Here is a 17,079-nt window from a genome sequence, read left to right as displayed (position 1 = left end):
GTTAGTTAATTTTATTCTACCACCGGCACTTCAACTAAGTGATAATGGTCTACTCCTTCTACAGTACCTTGAAAAAATTTGAATAAATATGTCTCTGTACCAGAAACAGTTAATTCAAAACTAATAGTTTCTTCTTCCGCCTCAAAACTACATTCTTCTTGAGGATAAACAGTATTTAAAATTGTCACTGTTCTCTCATGGTTCTGTATGTCAAATACAAGGTTATTGAATACGTGGCATGTACTTGGCCTTATATAAGTCATAAATATTTCATACGTTTCACCTTGTACAAATTCTTCCGGAATTTCAACACTTTGTACAGGCATAACTTCAATGTAAAACTCAGCTGAATTGTCATTGTCTAAACTACAAGAAGTGCACAATGCCAATGTCAAAATCATTAATAACAGATACCTTTTCATGTCTTTTTACATAATATTACACCTTCTAGATGCAGAAAGTATAAAAGGGTTGCGTCAAAAAATAAAAAAATCCTGAATTATTCAGGATTTTTATTTTTCGTTTATTGTTCATTTACAATTTGTCTAACTTTTTCTTCGAGTTCATCCATTAAATCAGGATTATCCTTAATCAAGGATTTAACAGCATCACGACCTTGTCCTAGCTTAGTGTCTTCGTAGCTAAACCAAGAACCACTTTTCTTTACAATATCGTGCTCAACAGCAATATCAAGAATTTCACCAACTTTAGAAACACCTTCACCATACATAATATCAAATTCTGCTGTTCTAAATGGTGGTGCTACTTTATTTTTTACAACCTTTACTCTTGTTTTATTACCCATTACATCTCCATTGCTACTTTTAATTTGAGTAGAACGTCTAATGTCTAAACGGACAGAAGCATAGAATTTTAATGCATTACCACCAGTTGTTGTTTCAGGGTTACCAAACATTACACCAATTTTTTCACGTAATTGGTTAATGAAGATCATGGTACAGTTAGTTTTACTAATGGAAGCCGTAAGCTTTCTTAAAGCTTGAGACATCAAACGTGCATGAAGTCCCATTTTAGAATCTCCCATTTCACCTTCAATTTCACTTTTGGGTGTCAAAGCAGCAACAGAATCGACAACAACAATATCAATTGCGCCAGATCTTACTAAGTTATCTGCAATTTCTAAAGCCTGTTCTCCATTATCAGGTTGAGAAATAATTAGATTTTCTAAATCAACACCAAGTTTTTCAGCATAAAAACGATCAAACGCATGTTCTGCATCAATAAAGGCAGCTATACCACCAGCTTTTTGAGCTTCTGCAATAGCATGTAAAGTTAAAGTTGTTTTACCGGAAGATTCTGGGCCATAAATTTCAATAACTCGACCTCTAGGGTAACCACCAACTCCTAATGCAATATCAAGGCCTAAAGATCCTGATGAAATGGCATCAACATCTTCAATCGCTTGATCACTCATTTTCATTACAGTGCCTTTTCCGTATGCTTTGTCTAGTTTATCTAGGGTTAACTTAAGTGCTTTTAATTTTGCATCTTTTTCACTACTCATTGTCTTCTTTTTTCTTTGTTAAAATGTACTCAAAAATACCACTTATTTTATTTTTTTCAATTTTAAGACGCAACCATTTTATACTTTTTACATCTACTATTTGAAAAAGGAAAAAATTGCTAAGAAAAAGTAGTTAAACAAACGTGATGTATTTGCTTTAACGATTTTCAAAAAAGATTTGACTAATCTTTTACAAAAAAGCTCTTTTTGATTAGTTTAAGTTAGTGATTAAAGAAGCGCCTGAGAGTATCTCAAGGCGCTTTTTTAGTGCTAGTTATGTGAAAAAGAATACCTTTGTGAAGAATTACGTCTAGATCATCTAGGTGGATAAAAATTCTTTAACCTTAAAAAATTAGTATAGCATGCAACTGTACAATAACTTAAGCGCTAAAGAAAGAGCAGAACTAATTGAAAAAGCGGGAAAAGAACGCTTAACAATCTCTTTCTACAAATACGCCAAAATTGGCAATACGCAACTTTTTAGAAATCACATGTTTTTAGCATGGGATGAGCTTGATGTACTCGGTCGAATATATATTGCTTCCGAAGGCATTAATGCCCAATTATCTGTACCAGCTGAAAACTTTGAAGCGTTCAAAAATCATTTAGACACCATTTCTTTTTTAGAAAATGTAAGATTAAATATTGCTATAGAGCATGATAATTATGCGTTTCTTAAATTAAAAGTAAAGGTGCGTCATAAAATTGTTGCAGATGGACTAAATGATGACACTTTTGATGTGACTAACAGAGGAATTCATGTAAATGCAGAACGCTTTAACGAACTTATCGAAGATCCTGATACGGTTTTGGTAGATATGCGTAATCATTACGAAAGTGAAATAGGTCATTTTAAAAATGCAATAACACCAGATGTAGATACATTTAGGGAATCTCTAGATCTTATTGAAGAAGATTTAAGTGAACATAAAGAAGATAAAAAATTAGTCATGTATTGTACCGGCGGTATCCGATGCGAAAAAGCTAGTGCCTATTACAAACATAAAGGTTTTAAAAACGTCTATCAGTTAGAAGGCGGAATCATTAATTATGTGCGCCAAGTTGAAGCAGAAGAACTCGAAAATAAATTCATTGGTAAGAATTTTGTATTCGATCAACGAAGATCAGAACGTATAAGTGATGATGTTATAGCGCAATGTCACCAATGTGGTGCACCATGCGATACACATACGAATTGTGCTAATGAAGCTTGTCATTTACTTTTTATTCAATGTGATGATTGCAAAGCAAAAATGGATAATTGTTGTTCTTCACATTGCCAAGAGATAATTAAATTACCTTACGAAGAGCAGAAAGCATTAAGAAAAGGACAAGCAAATAGCAATGATATTTTCAAAAAAGGTAGAGCTAATCATTTGAGAATTACTAAAGATTTGAGAAATATCTCTGAAAGCTTTATGAATAAAACATCTTCTGTAAAAGAAAACTAATCAACTTACTAAATCAATCATGAATCATATAGAATTAATGGCGCCAGCTGGTAATTTTGAATCGTTACAAGCGGCCTTAGATAATGGAGCAGACTCCATATATTTTGGTGTAGAGCAACTCAATATGAGAGCAAGAGCATCAATAAATTTCACCTTAGATGATCTTGAAGAAATCTCGAGACGTTGTAAAGAAAAAAATGTAAGAACCTATCTTACTTTAAATACCATTATCTACGACCATGATTTATCAATTGTAAAAACTTTGATAAAGCGTGCAAAAGAAGCGGAAATTACTGCTGTGATTGCAATGGATCAAGCTGTCATTGCTACTGCAAGAGAGTTTGACATGGAAGTTCATATCTCTACTCAAATCAATATCACAAATATCGAAACTGTTAAGTTTTACGCCATGTTTGCTGATACCATGGTGCTAAGTAGGGAATTAAGTTTGCGGCAGGTTAAAAAAATTACTGAGCAGATAGAGAAGGAACAAATAAAAGGACCTTCTGGGCAATTGGTAGAAATTGAAATTTTTGGTCATGGCGCGCTGTGTATGGCAGTTTCTGGCAAATGTTATATGAGTTTACACTCGCATAATTCATCAGCAAATCGAGGAGCTTGCAAACAAAACTGCAGGAAGAAATATACGGTTATCGATCAAGAAACTGGTGTAGAAATGGAACTCGATAACGAGTATATTATGTCACCAAAAGATTTATGTACTATTGACTTTTTAGATCAGGTTGCAGATGCAGGAATTAAGGTACTGAAAATTGAAGGTCGTGGTCGTGCACCAGAATACGTAGCAAAGGTTATTGGATGTTACAGAGCGGCAATAGATAGCATTGCAGACGGAACTTATGATAAGGATAAGGTGATTTCTTGGATGCAAGAATTAGAAAAAGTATACAATAGAGGTTTTTGGAATGGCTACTATTTAGGTCAAAGACTTGGCGAATGGAGCAAAGGTTCTGGCTCTCATGCCACTCAGAAAAAAGTATACCTTGGCAAAGGATTACACTATTTTCCAAAAGCTAAAATAGGAGAGTTTAAGATTGATGCTTACGATCTTGAAATTGGTGATTCAGTTTTAGTTACTGGCCCAACAACAGGAGCAAAAGAATTTGTCTTGAACGAGATGTTAGTTAATGATGAAAAACTTAAAAAAGCTACCAAAGGAGATTCAGTAACGATTCCTTTAGATTTTAGAATTCGCGCTTCAGATAAGTTGTACAAAATTGTTGAAAACAAAGTTGAAGTATAATGGTTGTAATCACGCTTCAACGCAACAAATGTATAGGTTGTAATTACTGTGTAGAGATTGCACCAGAGCAGTTTCAGATGTCAAAAAAAGACGGGAAATCTGTGCTGCTACATTCCTTTGAAAAAAAGGGCTTCTACACTATGAAGTCTAAAGATCACAGTATCTATGAGCAAAGTAATCAGGCTGCAAATGTATGTCCTGTAAAAATCATTACAGTTAAAGAAAGTTGATTGATTTAAGCGCTTTAAAAAAGCGTCTTTCAAATTAAAAAGGGTTAAAGATTTTAACTAAAGAAATAATACTATCTTTACTCAATTAATTACGAATCCTTAAATCTAGGTGAATAATCTAGATCTAATATATATAGTTTTATGGCTTGTAACAGTTGCTCAACTGGTAAAGATGGCCAACCAAAAGGATGCAAAAACAATGGTACTTGTGGCACAGATAGTTGCAATAAACTCACTGTTTTTGACTGGTTAGCCAACATGTCACTTCCAAACGGACAAGAACCTTTTAAAGGTGTAGAAGTAAGATATAAAAATGGAAGAAAGGCATATTATAAAAATACAGAAAACCTTACGCTGAGTATAGGAGATATTGTTGCTACTCAAGCAAAATCCGGACATGATGTTGGTATGGTCACCTTAACGGGAGAATTGGTTAGGGTACAAATGAAGCGCAAGAAGATTGACATTGATGATTCTGAAAATGTTCTGAAAATCTACAGAAAAGCGTCCCAAAAGGATATAGACATTTGGTCTAAATCTAGAGACAAAGAAGAACCTATGAAGGTTAAGGCGCGTCAATTTGCCATAGATTTAAACTTAAAGATGAAAATCTCTGACATCGAATATCAAGGTGATGGAAGTAAAGCGACATTCTATTATACCGCTGAAGAGCGTGTAGATTTTAGAGAATTGATAAAAGTCTTTGCTCGCGAGTTTAAAACTAGAATTGAAATGCGTCAAGTAGGTTTTAGACAAGAAGCAGCTAGACTTGGTGGTATTGGTTCATGTGGTAGAGAATTGTGTTGTTCTACTTGGTTGACAGATTTTAGATCTGTAAGCACTTCTGCGGCGCGTTATCAGCAATTATCATTAAATCCATTAAAGCTTGCTGGGCAATGTGGTAAGCTAAAATGTTGTTTGAATTATGAGCTAGATGCTTATTTAGATGCATTAAAAGAATTCCCTAAGACAGATGCAAAACTATACACCGAAAAAGGTGTTGCTATTTGTCAGAAGACAGATATTTTTAAAGGTTTAATGTGGTATGCTTATGAAGGTGAATGGATGAATTGGCATGTCATTACAGCTGAACAAGCCAGAGAAATTGTTGCTAAAAACAAGAAAAAACAAAAAGTTGTTAGTCTCGAAGAATATGCCATAGACATTAAGGAAGAGACTAAAACCGAGTTTGAAAACGTTGTAGGTCAAGACAGTTTAACACGTTTCGATAATCCAAAATCAAAAAAGAAACGTAAAAACAATAGGAACAGAAATAAAAACCGTAACCGAAATCGTAATCAAAAACAAAATGCAAAAAAAAACTAATTGGGTAATTCTTCTAGTTGCTGTTTGTTCAGTTTTAATTACAGGTTGCGATTCTAATGCGGTATACGATGAGTATAGGTCTGTTCCTAATAAGTGGCACAAAGATTCGGTTATAGATTTTAGTTTTAAATCACCAGATACTATAAACAATTATAATCTTTATGTAAATCTTCGAAATACTAACGATTACGAATTCAATAACTTATATTTAATCGTTCAGTTAAATCACCCAAATGGCAAGGTTATAAAAGATACTTTAGAGTACAAAATGGCAGCGCTAAATGGTGAGCTTTTAGGTGCAGGATTTACTGATGTTAAAGAGAATAAGTTATGGTACAGAGGATATGAAACTCCATATCAATTTTCTGAAGATGGAGATTACAAGGTTTCCATACAACATGCAATGAGAAAGAATGGAGAGGTTTATGGTGTTGACGAATTAAAAGGTATAACAGACATTGGCTTTAGGGTAGAACAAGCACAATAGATTTAGTATGGCAAAAAAGAAGACAACAAAGGCAAAATCAGAAGCTTTAGATTTTACGAAATATATACGTTGGTTTTGGACATTGTTTTTAGCAGGTATTTTGGCCATTGTCTTATTATTTCTTTTGGCATCTTGGGGTCTTTTGGGTGAAATGCCAGACCATACCAGATTAGAAAACCCAGAAACCAATCAGGCTACTGAAGTCATTTCTTCCGATAATAAAACTCTAGGTAAATATTATTATGATGATAATAGAACTCCTGTAAGCTTTGAAGATTTACCAAAAAACCTAGTTGATGCCCTAATCGCTACTGAAGATATTCGTTTTTATGACCATTCCGGAATAGATGCAAGAGGTGTACTAAGAGCTATGGCTGGTCGTGGTGGCGGAGCCAGTACAATTTCTCAACAATTAGCGAAGCAATTATTTACAGATCAAGTATCAAGAAATAAATTCCAGAGAGCACTTCAAAAAGTTCGTGAGTGGATTATAGCCATAAGACTAGAAGAGCAATACACTAAAGAAGAAATCATAGCTATGTACTTCAATATTTACGATTTCAATAATAATGGTGATGGCATTCGTTCCGCTTCGAGGATATATTTTGGCAAAGAACCTCAGGAATTAGATATGAAAGAATCAGCAATGCTGGTTGGTATGTTTAAAAACTCGTCTTTGTATAATCCAAGGAGAAATTCAGTAGGTGTAAAAAACAGACGAAATGTGGTCTTAGCACAGATGTATAAATATGACTATATCACTGAAGAAGTTAAAGATTCGCTTCAAGATACAGAGTTAGATCTCAATTATACACCAGAGTCACATCGTGAAGGTATTGCGACCTATTTTAGAGAGCATTTAAGAAGTTTTTTGAAAGAATGGACAAGCGACAAAAAGAATAGAAAACCAGACGGGAGCAAATATGATATTTATAGAGATGGGTTAAAGGTTTTCGTTACTATAGATTCTCGCATGCAAAAACACGCTGAAGATGCTATTGCATTACATATGCCAAGACTGCAAGCAGAGTTTGATCACCAAAATACACCAGATAGAAACCCAACTGCACCATTTAGAGAATTGAGTAAGTCTGAAGTAAAGCAATTAATGAAAAATGCCATGCGACGTGGCGAACGTTGGAGAATTCTTAAGAATCAAGGTAAATCCACTAAAGAAATAGAAGCATCATTTTACAAGCCGGTTGAAATGACTGTTTTTAAATGGATAGATGGTAAAGCAGGTGAAGTTGATACTATAATGAAACCAATTGACTCAATGCGTTACTATAAGTCTTTCTTAAAGCCTGGTATGATGTCGATGGATCCTATCACTGGCCATGTAAAAGCATGGGTTGGTGGTATGAATTATAAGCATTTTCAATACGATATGGTGCAGCAAGGTAAGCGTCAGGTTGGTTCTACCTTCAAACCATTTGTTTATGCAACGGCTATAGATCAATTACAACTATCGCCGTGTGATTCGTTCCCAATAAAACATTTAAATATTGAGGCTAATAAATTTGGTAATCCAGAGCCATGGACCACTAAAAATTCGGATGGTAATTACTCTGGTAAACAGACCTTAAAAGACGCCTTAGCAAGTTCTACCAATACCATTACAGCACGTTTAATGAACGAAATTGGACCACAACCTGTGGTAGATATGGCAAAGAAATTAGGTGTAGAACAAGATATTTTACCGGTACCAGCAATTGCACTTGGTACGCCTGATATTAGCGTTTACGAAATGTGTGCAGCCTACTCAACCTTTGCTAATAAAGGTGTCTATAACAAACCAGTATTAGTAACACGCATTGAGGATAAAAACGGAACTGTGTTGTACCAAGTGGCACCTGAGAGTAAAGATGTATTAAGTGAAGAAGTAGCATATGTCACTGTTAATCTTATGGAAGGTGTGACACAAGCAGGATCTGGCAGAAGACTTCGTAGCAAAGGCGTAGATAAATATAATGCCATGTATCGTGAGATTATGACAGGATATCCTTATGAATTCGATAATCCAATTGCCGGTAAAACTGGGACAACTCAAAATCAAAGTGATGGTTGGTTTATGGGTATGGTGCCAAATTTAGTGACAGGTGTTTGGGTAGGTGCTGAAGACAGAGCAGCACATTTTAATAGTATTACTTACGGTCAGGGAGCTTCTGTTGCATTACCTATTTGGGGCTTATATATGAAAGCCTGTTATGCAGATACAACACTCAATGTCTCAAAAGAAGATTTTGAGAAACCTGAGGAACTTTCAATTAATGTAGACTGCTCAGTTGTTGATGAAGGTGATATTGGTGATAACCCCGAAGAAGAAGACACTTCAATAGATATCGACTTTTAACAATAAGTTTTATTAGAGTTTTAATATGAAATCTCGCAGGTCTTTTGTACTTTTCTGAAGTCTAATTTTCGTATTCATGATAAATAAAAAAGTAGCTAATGTTACTGAAGCCTTAAAAGGTGTAAAGGATGATATGACCTTTATGTTTGGTGGCTTTGGACTATCTGGTATACCAGAGAATGCAATAGCCGAACTCGTTAAATTGAACATTAAAGGACTCACATGTATATCTAATAATGCAGGTGTTGATGACTTTGGTTTAGGCTTATTACTTCAGCAAAAACAAATAAAAAAAATGATTTCCTCATATGTAGGTGAGAATGATGAGTTTGAAAGACAGATGCTTTCTGGTGAGTTAGAGGTGGAATTGATTCCTCAAGGCACACTGGCAGAACGTGCTAGAGCAGCTCAGGCTGGTTTTCCGGCGTTTTACACTCCAGCTGGTTACGGAACTGAAGTTGCAGAAGGTAAAGAAACAAGAGAATTTAACGGCAAAATGTATGTTCTTGAGGAAGCATTTAAAGCGGATTTTGGCTTCATAAAAGCCTGGAAGGGTGACGCTGTAGGGAATTTGGTCTTTAAAGGAACAGCACGGAATTTTAACCCAAACATGTGTGGAGCTGCTCATATAACTGTATCTGAGGTTGAGGAATTGGTGCCTGTTGGTGAATTAGATCCTAATCAAATTCATATTCCTGGAATTTTTGTACAACGAATTTTTGAAGGAGCACATTTTGAAAAACGCATTGAACAACGAACAGTAAGACAGAGGTAATATGTTGGATAAAAACGGAATAGCAAAACGAATAGCAAGAGAAGTTAAGGACGGTTACTATGTGAATTTAGGCATAGGCATTCCGACGTTGGTAGCTAATTTTGTAAGAGAAGATATAGAAGTAGAGTTTCAAAGCGAAAATGGTGTCCTTGGTATGGGTCCATTTCCATTCGACGGTGAAGAAGATGCTGATGTTATTAATGCAGGAAAACAAACCATAACAACTTTGCCGGGTGCTTCATTTTTTGATTCAGCAACAAGTTTTTCTATGATAAGAGGACAACATGTTGATTTAACCATTTTAGGAGCCATGGAGGTTGCTGAAAATGGCGATATTGCCAATTGGAAAATTCCCGGAAAAATGGTTAAAGGAATGGGAGGTGCAATGGACTTAGTGGCAAGTGCAGAGAATATTATTGTGGCTATGATGCATACCAATAGAGCAGGAGCTTCAAAACTATTAAAGAAATGTACCTTACCATTAACAGGTGTTGGTTGTGTAAAAAAGATCGTTACTAATCTTGCCGTAATAGAAGTGACATCTGAAGGGTTTAAGCTTCTAGAACGTGCGCCAGGAGTTTCAGTTGAAGATATTGTCAATGCTACTGAAGGACATCTTATTGTAGATGGTGATGTTCCTGAAATGTCACTATAATTTCATTATCATAGGTTAAAGTAATTTGTAGGTAAATACATTTAAAAGTTAAAAAAATATGTATTTAATCGATTTATAATGTAATTAAACTAATTAATTCAAAATCTGTTGTATATTAGCATCACCAAATCGAAAGTAAGTTCAACCAAAATTACCATAAATTAACCAAAAGATTTTGCCCCAAATCTACCATGAATTTAATCTATGAAAACTAAACCAAATCTATCTGAACCTACTTTTAATGAAAATGTTATGTTATGCAACTTTAGAAATGCACTACGAGTAATATCAGGTGTTTTTAAGTTGACCAAAAAATTATTCATGCTTTAGCCTTTTGGGTATAGCGTGAATTAATTTTTTGGTGTATTCCTTTTTAGGTTTGCCATAAATTTCATCAGCATCACCTATTTCTTCAATTTTTCCTTTATTCATTACAATAAGCTGGTTGGCCATATATTTTACTACAGCTAAGTCGTGTGAAATAAATATATAAGTAAACCCAAAATCCTGTTTAAGATCATTTAATAAGTTTAAGACTTGAGCTTGTACCGAGATATCTAAAGCTGATACAGATTCATCACATACAATAAGTGTTGGTTCCAAGGCTATAGTTCTTGCTATACCAACCCGTTGTCTTTGTCCGCCAGAGAATTCATGAGGATATTTATAGAATGAATCTTCATTCAATCCAACCTTAAAAAGAAGTTCAATAACTTTTTGCTTTCTATCGTTATAATTGGTGCCGATTTGGTGGACTGTCATTGGTTCAATAATCGCATTACCAACAGTCATTCTAGGATTTAGTGACGCATACGGATCTTGAAATATAATTTGAATTTCTTTTCGAAGACTTCTTAATTCATTGCTATTAAGTGTTCTAATATCATTGCCTTTATACTTAATAATACCAGCAGTGGCTTTATCTAATTGTAAAATAGCATTACCTAAAGTAGATTTACCACATCCTGATTCTCCTACAAGGCCAACCGTTTCACCTGGGAATACCTGAAAGCTTACACCATTAACAGCCTTAAAGCGTTTGTCCTTTCCAAAAAGTCCTTTTTGAGTAATGTATTCCTTTTCAACATCTATAATTTCTAAAAGAGGATTTTTACCATATAGTTTTTTATGATGTGTGGCACGATCTTCATCAGTAATTATGGTTTTATCTACCTTATCCTCAATGAAATCTTTAATGGTTGGGAGTTTTTTTAGTCTAATTTCTGAAGAAGGTCTTGCACCAATCAATGCCTTGGTGTAGTTGTGTTTAGGATAATGAAAAATTTCTGCTGTAGAACCTTGTTCAACAATTTCACCCTGATACATTACTATGACTTTATCAGCAATTTGTGAGACCAAGGACAAATCATGAGAAATAAATATGATACTCATATTAGTTTCCTTCTGTATGTCCTTTAATAAGTTTATAATATCCTGTTGTACTGTAACATCTAATGCCGTGGTTGGTTCATCTGCTATTAGTAATTTTGGTTTACAGGCAATCGCCATAGCTATCATAACACGTTGTTTCTGTCCACCAGAAATTTCATGTGGATAAGATGTATAGATGCGCTCAGGATTTGGCAGTTTCACTTGGTTAAATAATGAAATAATTTCCGTCTTAATTTCTTTATTAGAGAGTGAAGTGTGCTGCTTTAAAATTTCTTCAACTTGCCTACCACATCGCATGGAAGGATTTAAAGAACTCATAGGTTCTTGAAAAATCATTGCAATATCATTTCCCCTAATCGTTTGAAACTCTTTTTGACTTAAATAGTTTAATTCTTTCTCGTTGAAAATGATTGAACCAGATTTTAGTCGTGAGATCTTTTTAGGTAATAATCCCATTATAGAAAGAGAGGATACGGATTTTCCAGAACCTGATTCGCCAACAATAGCGACTACTTCATCTGAATATATTTGATATGAAATGGATTTGATGATTTCTTTTTCTTCAGAATTAGAAAGAAAGGAAATAGACAAGTCGTTTATGCTGAGTAAGGCGGATTTTGGCATATGTAAAAATACATAAAACCAGACTTTTCGGCTCAATATAAAATTACCGCTAAGGAATTTGTAAAAAAATGTAAAATGTAAACCCTTGATACAAAGCTGTATAAAATACAAATGTTAAAATAAAATGCACTTTAACGACGATATTTGCATTTTATCTATATTTAATTCTATATTTGTAATCCCTAAATTTATTAACTCCAAATCGATGAAAAAGTTTTACCGCTTATTTTTCATGGTTGTAGTTGTTTCGCAGTTCGCGTCAGCTCAAAACCAACATTCTAGAATATCAATTTCTCAACCTAGTCAAAGCACACTAAACTTATTAGCCCAATATGGTGTAGATCTTAGATGTGGTGTAAATCATGACCATCGTCAAGATAACTTAACGATAGATATATCTGACGCCGATAGAAGTGTTTTAGATCAAAATGGTATTTCATACACGACTAAAATAGCAGATTTAACAACATTCTATAATCAAAGGGCTGTCGCTATGATGCCAAGAGCTATGCAACAGGCACAATTAGAAAATGCAAGAACAAGATCTACCTATAATATAATGATGCAAAAAAGCGGATCTATTACCGATGCTGTATTAGATAATTACCTTCAATATGCAGAATTGGAAGAAAAGGATTGGACGAAACCAATCAATTTCGAATTAGGCTCAATGGGCGGTTGTTATACCATAAGCGAAGTATTATCAGAATTAGATGATATGAGAACGTATTCTCAGACTAATGGTTTAAATATTGTTTCATCCAAACAAGACGCATCTTCTTCAGGTATTACAACTTGGGGAAATCCATCTGGTACCATAAATAACAATGGACTAACTTATACAGGTCAAGGTAACACAAGATGGAATCCACAGACCATGTACTATGTTAGAATTACTGGTAATGAAAGTTCTACAGCAGAAGGTTCTAAACCTCAAATGTTATTTACTTCTATGATTCACTCAAGAGAAGTTAGTGCACTTATGAATAACATGTACTTTATGTGGTACATTATTGAAAATTATAATTCTGATAATGCGATTAAAGAATTGGTTGATAATAACGAATTGTATTTTATTCCTGTTGTAAATCCTGATGGTTTAAGGTGGAACCAACATTTAAGTGCATCGGGTGGTGGAATGCAACGTAAAAATTTAAGACCTAATACAGGTGGTACCTCTAATTCTTCAGCCAATAGAGGAGTTGATTTAAACAGAAACTTTGATTATTTCTGGGGATCTGCAGGTACAGGTTCTTCGGGTAATCCAAGTCAAGACTCATATCGTGGTCCAAGTCCAGAGTCTGAACCAGAGACACAAATTATAGTTGAATTTGTACAAAGTAGAAACTTTAAAACGGCTATTTGGAACCACTCTTGGGCCAATTCTATTCCACACCCATATGGTGGAAATCCAAACTTTGTATCGGGTAGAGAAGACGAAATGCACGAAATGCATTCAGATATGACAAAGTATAATAGATATGTATCAGGTGCAACAATTTTTTCTCCATCTAACGGTATCGCCGATGATTGGATGTTAGGAGGTAATGCAGATGCTAACGGTTCTATTGGTTCTGGCAAAAATGTTCTTGCAACAACTCCAGAGCATGGTGGTTTAGGGTTTTGGCCAACACCAACAGAGATTATACCTATTGCAAAACGCTCAATGAGAATTTCATTAATGGGAGCATATTATGGTGGTAAATATGCGAAGTTTCACGATTTAACACAGAGTGATATAACAAGTTTAACATCTACGTTAGACTTTGCATTAGAACGTATTGGTCAAACCCCAAGTAGTTTTACATTAAACATTACTCCCATATCAACTAATATTACAAATATTGTTTCCCCGGCAACACAGTCTGGTATGTCAATTCTAGAACAAAGAAATTTAAGTGGTACAATTGAATTAGATCCATTAATTCAACCAAATGACAAAATTGAATATAAAGTGCAATTATCTAATGATGAAGGTGTGTTTTATGATGTAAATGTTGTAAAGTATTATCAACCAACGGTTATTTTCTTTAGTGATGCACAAGCAGGTTTTTCAGATTGGTCAAATTCTGGTTGGAGTAGACCTAATGTTGGAGGATATACTGGCTCAAGAGTATTTAGAACTGGTAATACGGTGCCTTATGCAAATAATACTACAAAGACAGTAACTACTGCAAATAACTACGATTTTTCTAGTTCAAACAAAGTGTTAGTACAGTTTTACACTAAGTGGGATATTGAAAGAAATTTTGACCTAGTGGAACTTCAAGCATCTACGAATGGATCAAATTGGGTAACCTTGAATGGTAAATATTCAAAACCGAAATCCTCTTCAAGCACAAATGATCATGCGCTTAAAAGTACAACTAATGAAGCTTTTCAGGGTAATAATAGTTCTGGACATATCTATGATGGTGATCAAATGGATAATTGGGTTATGGAAGAAATTATTATTGACGATTCAAATAACAGTTCATTGTTAGCCTCATCAACAGTATCATTTAGATTTAGAGTGAGGTCTGATGGTGATAACCAATTCGAAAACTATTCTGCGAATGCTGAGGGCTTTTTCTTTGATGATTTTAAAGTAATAGGAATTACAATACCTTGTGCTACAGACGTGCCTACTAGTTTAAATGCTAACTCTATAACTGCTTCTTCAGCAACATTAGATTGGGCCTCAATTCCTTCTGCTACTTTTGACGTAAGATATAGAGTGTTAGGTGTTGGTACATGGACAGAAGTTACTGACCTAGCCAGTAGTTCTTATGATGTTAATAGCTTAACTGCTGTGACAAATTATGAGTTTCAAGTACGATCTAAATGTGGTGTATCCACTTCTGAATATTCAGATAGTACACAGTTTACAACATCTCCAATAAGTTATTGTAATTCTCAAGGGAATAATTCTAGTTACGAATATATCTCAAGAGTGCAATTAAACACAATAGACAATAGTTCTAATGCGCAGGGTTATTCAGATTTTACAAATGTTTCAACAACACTCTTAGAAGGTCAAACTTATACAATAACATTAACTCCGGATTGGCAAGGTCAAATTTATTCCGAGGCCTATAGTGTTTGGATTGATTATAATAAGGATGGAGACTTTAATGATTCGGGTGAGCAAGTGTGGACGCAATCTCTTACACAGAATTCACCAGTAAGTGGCTCATTTACAATTCCATCTAACGTTTTTCAAGGATATACGAGAATGAGAGTATCGATGAAATACAATGGAAATCCAACAGCATGTGAGACATTTACTTATGGCGAGGTAGAAGACTATACTGTAAGATTATTTGATGGCTTATTGTATAGTAATAATGCATGGACGCCAAATGCACCATCAAATGCAACAGCTGATAAGAATGTACTCATTCAAGACGGAACTTACGCTGTAAACACAGATATTGAAGTAAATAGCATTACTGTTGATGCTGGAGCTACAATGAATATTGAGAAAACAGCATCAATAATTTCAAATGGCAGTATTTTAAATAATGGTGACATTAGTATGTTTTCAGATTCTGATGAATATTCCAGCTTAGTAGTTGAAGGAACTGTGACTGGTGATGTTGTGTACAACCGTCATGTTAATTCTGTTGCAAACGGTAATGACTTAGTTGCACCACCAGTTAGCGGGCAAATATTTACAGACTTTTTAAGTGATAATACCAACATACACTCTAATACGGCACAGACCCTTTATTTATTTGGACCTTTTGAAAAACCAATTAATGAATACCAGATCTACTCTAATACCGAAAGTGCGCAATTAAATTTAGCTACAGGTTATAGGGCTGCATCTACTGATAATGGCACGTTTGCGTTTACTGGGAATGTAAATACTTCGCTGGTGACAATACCTATTCAAAAAGCTGGTCCGACTTACGATAAATGGAATCTCGTCGGAAACCCGTATACATCGTATATTAAACTTCATGAGTTTTTATTAGAAAATTTATCGGATTTAGATAGCCAGAGTGTTGCAATTTATGGGTACGACGCAGATGATACAGATGGAAGTAATTGGACAATATTAAATTTAGCTAATACTAGTGTAGATGCAGTAATTGCACCCGGACAAGGATTCTTTATTTCCTCTAAAGATGGTGGAGCAGATATCAATTTTACACCGGAAATGAGAGCTACTGGTAATTCAGATGATTTTATATCTGGAAGAAATGATAATACTTTATCTAATGCTATAATAACAATGACTTCAGATTCTGAATCATTTAGTACTGACTTATATTTTAATGAAAACACCACACTTGGTCTAGATGTTGGATACGATGCTGAGCATTTTAATGGCGCGCCTTCGGGTTATTCAATTTTTACCAAACTAGCTTCAGGTGATTTAGATATAGATGTGGCAATTCAGGCTATTAGCTCAAGTGATATTGAGAGTACTACAACTATTCCTTTAGGAATTAATTTATCTCAAGGTCAGCAAGTAACCATTAGTATGGAAGCTAACAACTTAGATCACGATATTTATCTTGAAGATACACAGACAAACACATTTACTTTATTAAATACTACTGATTATACTTTCATTGCGGATGCAGACTTGTCAGGTTCAGGACGTTTTTATTTAGTTTTTGCACAAACTACCTTATCAGATAGAGAAGAAAGTCTAGAAACCGTTGAGGTGTATTCGGATAACAATCGAAACCAAATAGTCGTGAAAGGACAATTACATAATGATACGCAGTTTAAGTTGTATGATGTACAAGGTAGAGCGATTTACAGCACAGAGCTTTCAGCCTCAAACCTAAGACATGCAATTGATACGGCTAACTATTCTAAGGGCATTTATTTAATTGAATTATCTAATACTAATCATTCTAAAACACAGAAAGTTGTGATAAAATAAATCTTAACTAACTTTATTTATGATGAAGAGCTCAGATTTTATATCTGGGCTTTTTTTATATGTAATTTCTGCGAAGGTTGGAATCTCAATGATTAAAAGAGCCATACTATATAAG

Annotated in this window: 12 protein-coding genes; 9 read left to right on the top strand and 3 right to left on the bottom strand. The window is 34.5% G+C overall.

All coding sequences use genetic code 11. From position 1 onward, the window contains the following. Positions 1-11: 11 nt before the first annotated feature. Complete coding sequence (locus HRU50_RS06095; RefSeq protein WP_296349248.1) at positions 12-422, bottom strand: hypothetical protein; 411 nt, start codon at positions 420-422, stop codon at positions 12-14. A gap of 101 nt (positions 423-523) precedes the next feature. Next, complete coding sequence (gene recA, locus HRU50_RS06090; protein WP_296349246.1) at positions 524-1,525, bottom strand: recombinase RecA; 1,002 nt, start codon at positions 1,523-1,525, stop codon at positions 524-526. Between the two features lie 362 nt (positions 1,526-1,887). On the opposite strand from recA, the gene HRU50_RS06085 reads away from it, so the two are divergent. From HRU50_RS06085 to HRU50_RS06050, 8 genes are all read left to right on the top strand, one after another. Beyond that, complete coding sequence (locus tag HRU50_RS06085) at positions 1,888-2,976, top strand: rhodanese-related sulfurtransferase (protein WP_296349244.1); 1,089 nt, start codon at positions 1,888-1,890, stop codon at positions 2,974-2,976. 19 nt (positions 2,977-2,995) lie between these two features. Then, the gene (locus HRU50_RS06080; RefSeq protein ID WP_296349242.1) at positions 2,996-4,240 is read left to right on the top strand and encodes a peptidase U32 family protein; all 1,245 of its coding nucleotides are present in this window, start codon (positions 2,996-2,998) and stop codon (positions 4,238-4,240) included. After that, positions 4,240-4,470: a ferredoxin gene (locus HRU50_RS06075; RefSeq protein ID WP_296349240.1), complete on the top strand. Its 231-nt coding sequence runs from the start codon at positions 4,240-4,242 to the stop codon at positions 4,468-4,470. The genes HRU50_RS06080 and HRU50_RS06075 overlap by 1 nt, the downstream gene beginning before the upstream one ends. 141 nt (positions 4,471-4,611) lie before the next feature. Then, a complete protein-coding gene (gene ricT / locus HRU50_RS06070; protein ID WP_296349238.1) occupies positions 4,612-5,796 on the top strand; it encodes a regulatory iron-sulfur-containing complex subunit RicT in 1,185 nt (394 codons plus the stop codon). Continuing rightward, positions 5,780-6,283: a gliding motility lipoprotein GldH gene (locus HRU50_RS06065; RefSeq protein ID WP_296349236.1), complete on the top strand. Its 504-nt coding sequence runs from the start codon at positions 5,780-5,782 to the stop codon at positions 6,281-6,283. The genes ricT and HRU50_RS06065 overlap by 17 nt, the downstream gene beginning before the upstream one ends. Positions 6,284-6,290: 7 nt before the next feature. Next, positions 6,291-8,636 carry a transglycosylase domain-containing protein gene (locus HRU50_RS06060; RefSeq protein WP_296349235.1) on the top strand — a complete coding sequence of 782 codons (2,346 nt, stop codon included), beginning with the start codon at positions 6,291-6,293 and terminating at the stop codon, positions 8,634-8,636. 76 nt (positions 8,637-8,712) lie between these two features. After that, on the top strand, positions 8,713-9,411 hold the full coding sequence (locus tag HRU50_RS06055; protein ID WP_296349233.1) for a CoA transferase subunit A: 699 nt from the start codon (positions 8,713-8,715) through the stop codon (positions 9,409-9,411). Between the two features lies 1 nt (position 9,412). Then, a complete protein-coding gene (locus tag HRU50_RS06050; RefSeq protein WP_296349230.1) occupies positions 9,413-10,066 on the top strand; it encodes a 3-oxoacid CoA-transferase subunit B in 654 nt (217 codons plus the stop codon). Between the two features lie 315 nt (positions 10,067-10,381). Here HRU50_RS06050 and HRU50_RS06045 read toward each other — a convergent pair whose 3' ends face one another. Then, complete coding sequence (locus tag HRU50_RS06045; protein ID WP_296349228.1) at positions 10,382-12,082, bottom strand: ABC transporter ATP-binding protein; 1,701 nt, start codon at positions 12,080-12,082, stop codon at positions 10,382-10,384. A gap of 205 nt (positions 12,083-12,287) precedes the next feature. On the opposite strand from HRU50_RS06045, the gene HRU50_RS06040 reads away from it, so the two are divergent. Continuing rightward, positions 12,288-16,964 carry a M14 family zinc carboxypeptidase gene (locus HRU50_RS06040; protein WP_296349227.1) on the top strand — a complete coding sequence of 1,559 codons (4,677 nt, stop codon included), beginning with the start codon at positions 12,288-12,290 and terminating at the stop codon, positions 16,962-16,964. Positions 16,965-17,079 lie beyond the last annotated feature (115 nt).

Origin of the sequence: Winogradskyella sp. (assembly GCF_013213835.1) — a bacterium.
Classification (GTDB): domain Bacteria; phylum Bacteroidota; class Bacteroidia; order Flavobacteriales; family Flavobacteriaceae; genus Winogradskyella.
The sequence above is the reverse complement of the archived record's forward strand: the minus strand, read 5'-3'. Positions and strand labels throughout refer to the sequence as shown.

Bases quoted from the DNA above. Each gene is read 5' to 3' on its own strand.
- HRU50_RS06055 (WP_296349233.1), top strand. From the start codon at position 8,713: ATGATAAATAAAAAAGTAGCTAATGTTACTGAAGCCTTAAAAGGTGTA.
- HRU50_RS06040 (WP_296349227.1), top strand. From the start codon at position 12,288: ATGAAAAAGTTTTACCGCTTATTTTTCATGGTTGTAGTTGTTTCGCAG.
- HRU50_RS06075 (WP_296349240.1), top strand. From the start codon at position 4,240: ATGGTTGTAATCACGCTTCAACGCAACAAATGTATAGGTTGTAATTAC.
- HRU50_RS06050 (WP_296349230.1), top strand. From the start codon at position 9,413: ATGTTGGATAAAAACGGAATAGCAAAACGAATAGCAAGAGAAGTTAAG.
- HRU50_RS06045 (WP_296349228.1), bottom strand. From the start codon at position 12,082: ATGCCAAAATCCGCCTTACTCAGCATAAACGACTTGTCTATTTCCTTT.
- HRU50_RS06060 (WP_296349235.1), top strand. From the start codon at position 6,291: ATGGCAAAAAAGAAGACAACAAAGGCAAAATCAGAAGCTTTAGATTTT.
- HRU50_RS06085 (WP_296349244.1), top strand. From the start codon at position 1,888: ATGCAACTGTACAATAACTTAAGCGCTAAAGAAAGAGCAGAACTAATT.
- recA (WP_296349246.1), bottom strand. From the start codon at position 1,525: ATGAGTAGTGAAAAAGATGCAAAATTAAAAGCACTTAAGTTAACCCTA.
- HRU50_RS06065 (WP_296349236.1), top strand. From the start codon at position 5,780: ATGCAAAAAAAAACTAATTGGGTAATTCTTCTAGTTGCTGTTTGTTCA.
- HRU50_RS06095 (WP_296349248.1), bottom strand. From the start codon at position 422: ATGAAAAGGTATCTGTTATTAATGATTTTGACATTGGCATTGTGCACT.
- ricT (WP_296349238.1), top strand. From the start codon at position 4,612: ATGGCTTGTAACAGTTGCTCAACTGGTAAAGATGGCCAACCAAAAGGA.
- HRU50_RS06080 (WP_296349242.1), top strand. From the start codon at position 2,996: ATGAATCATATAGAATTAATGGCGCCAGCTGGTAATTTTGAATCGTTA.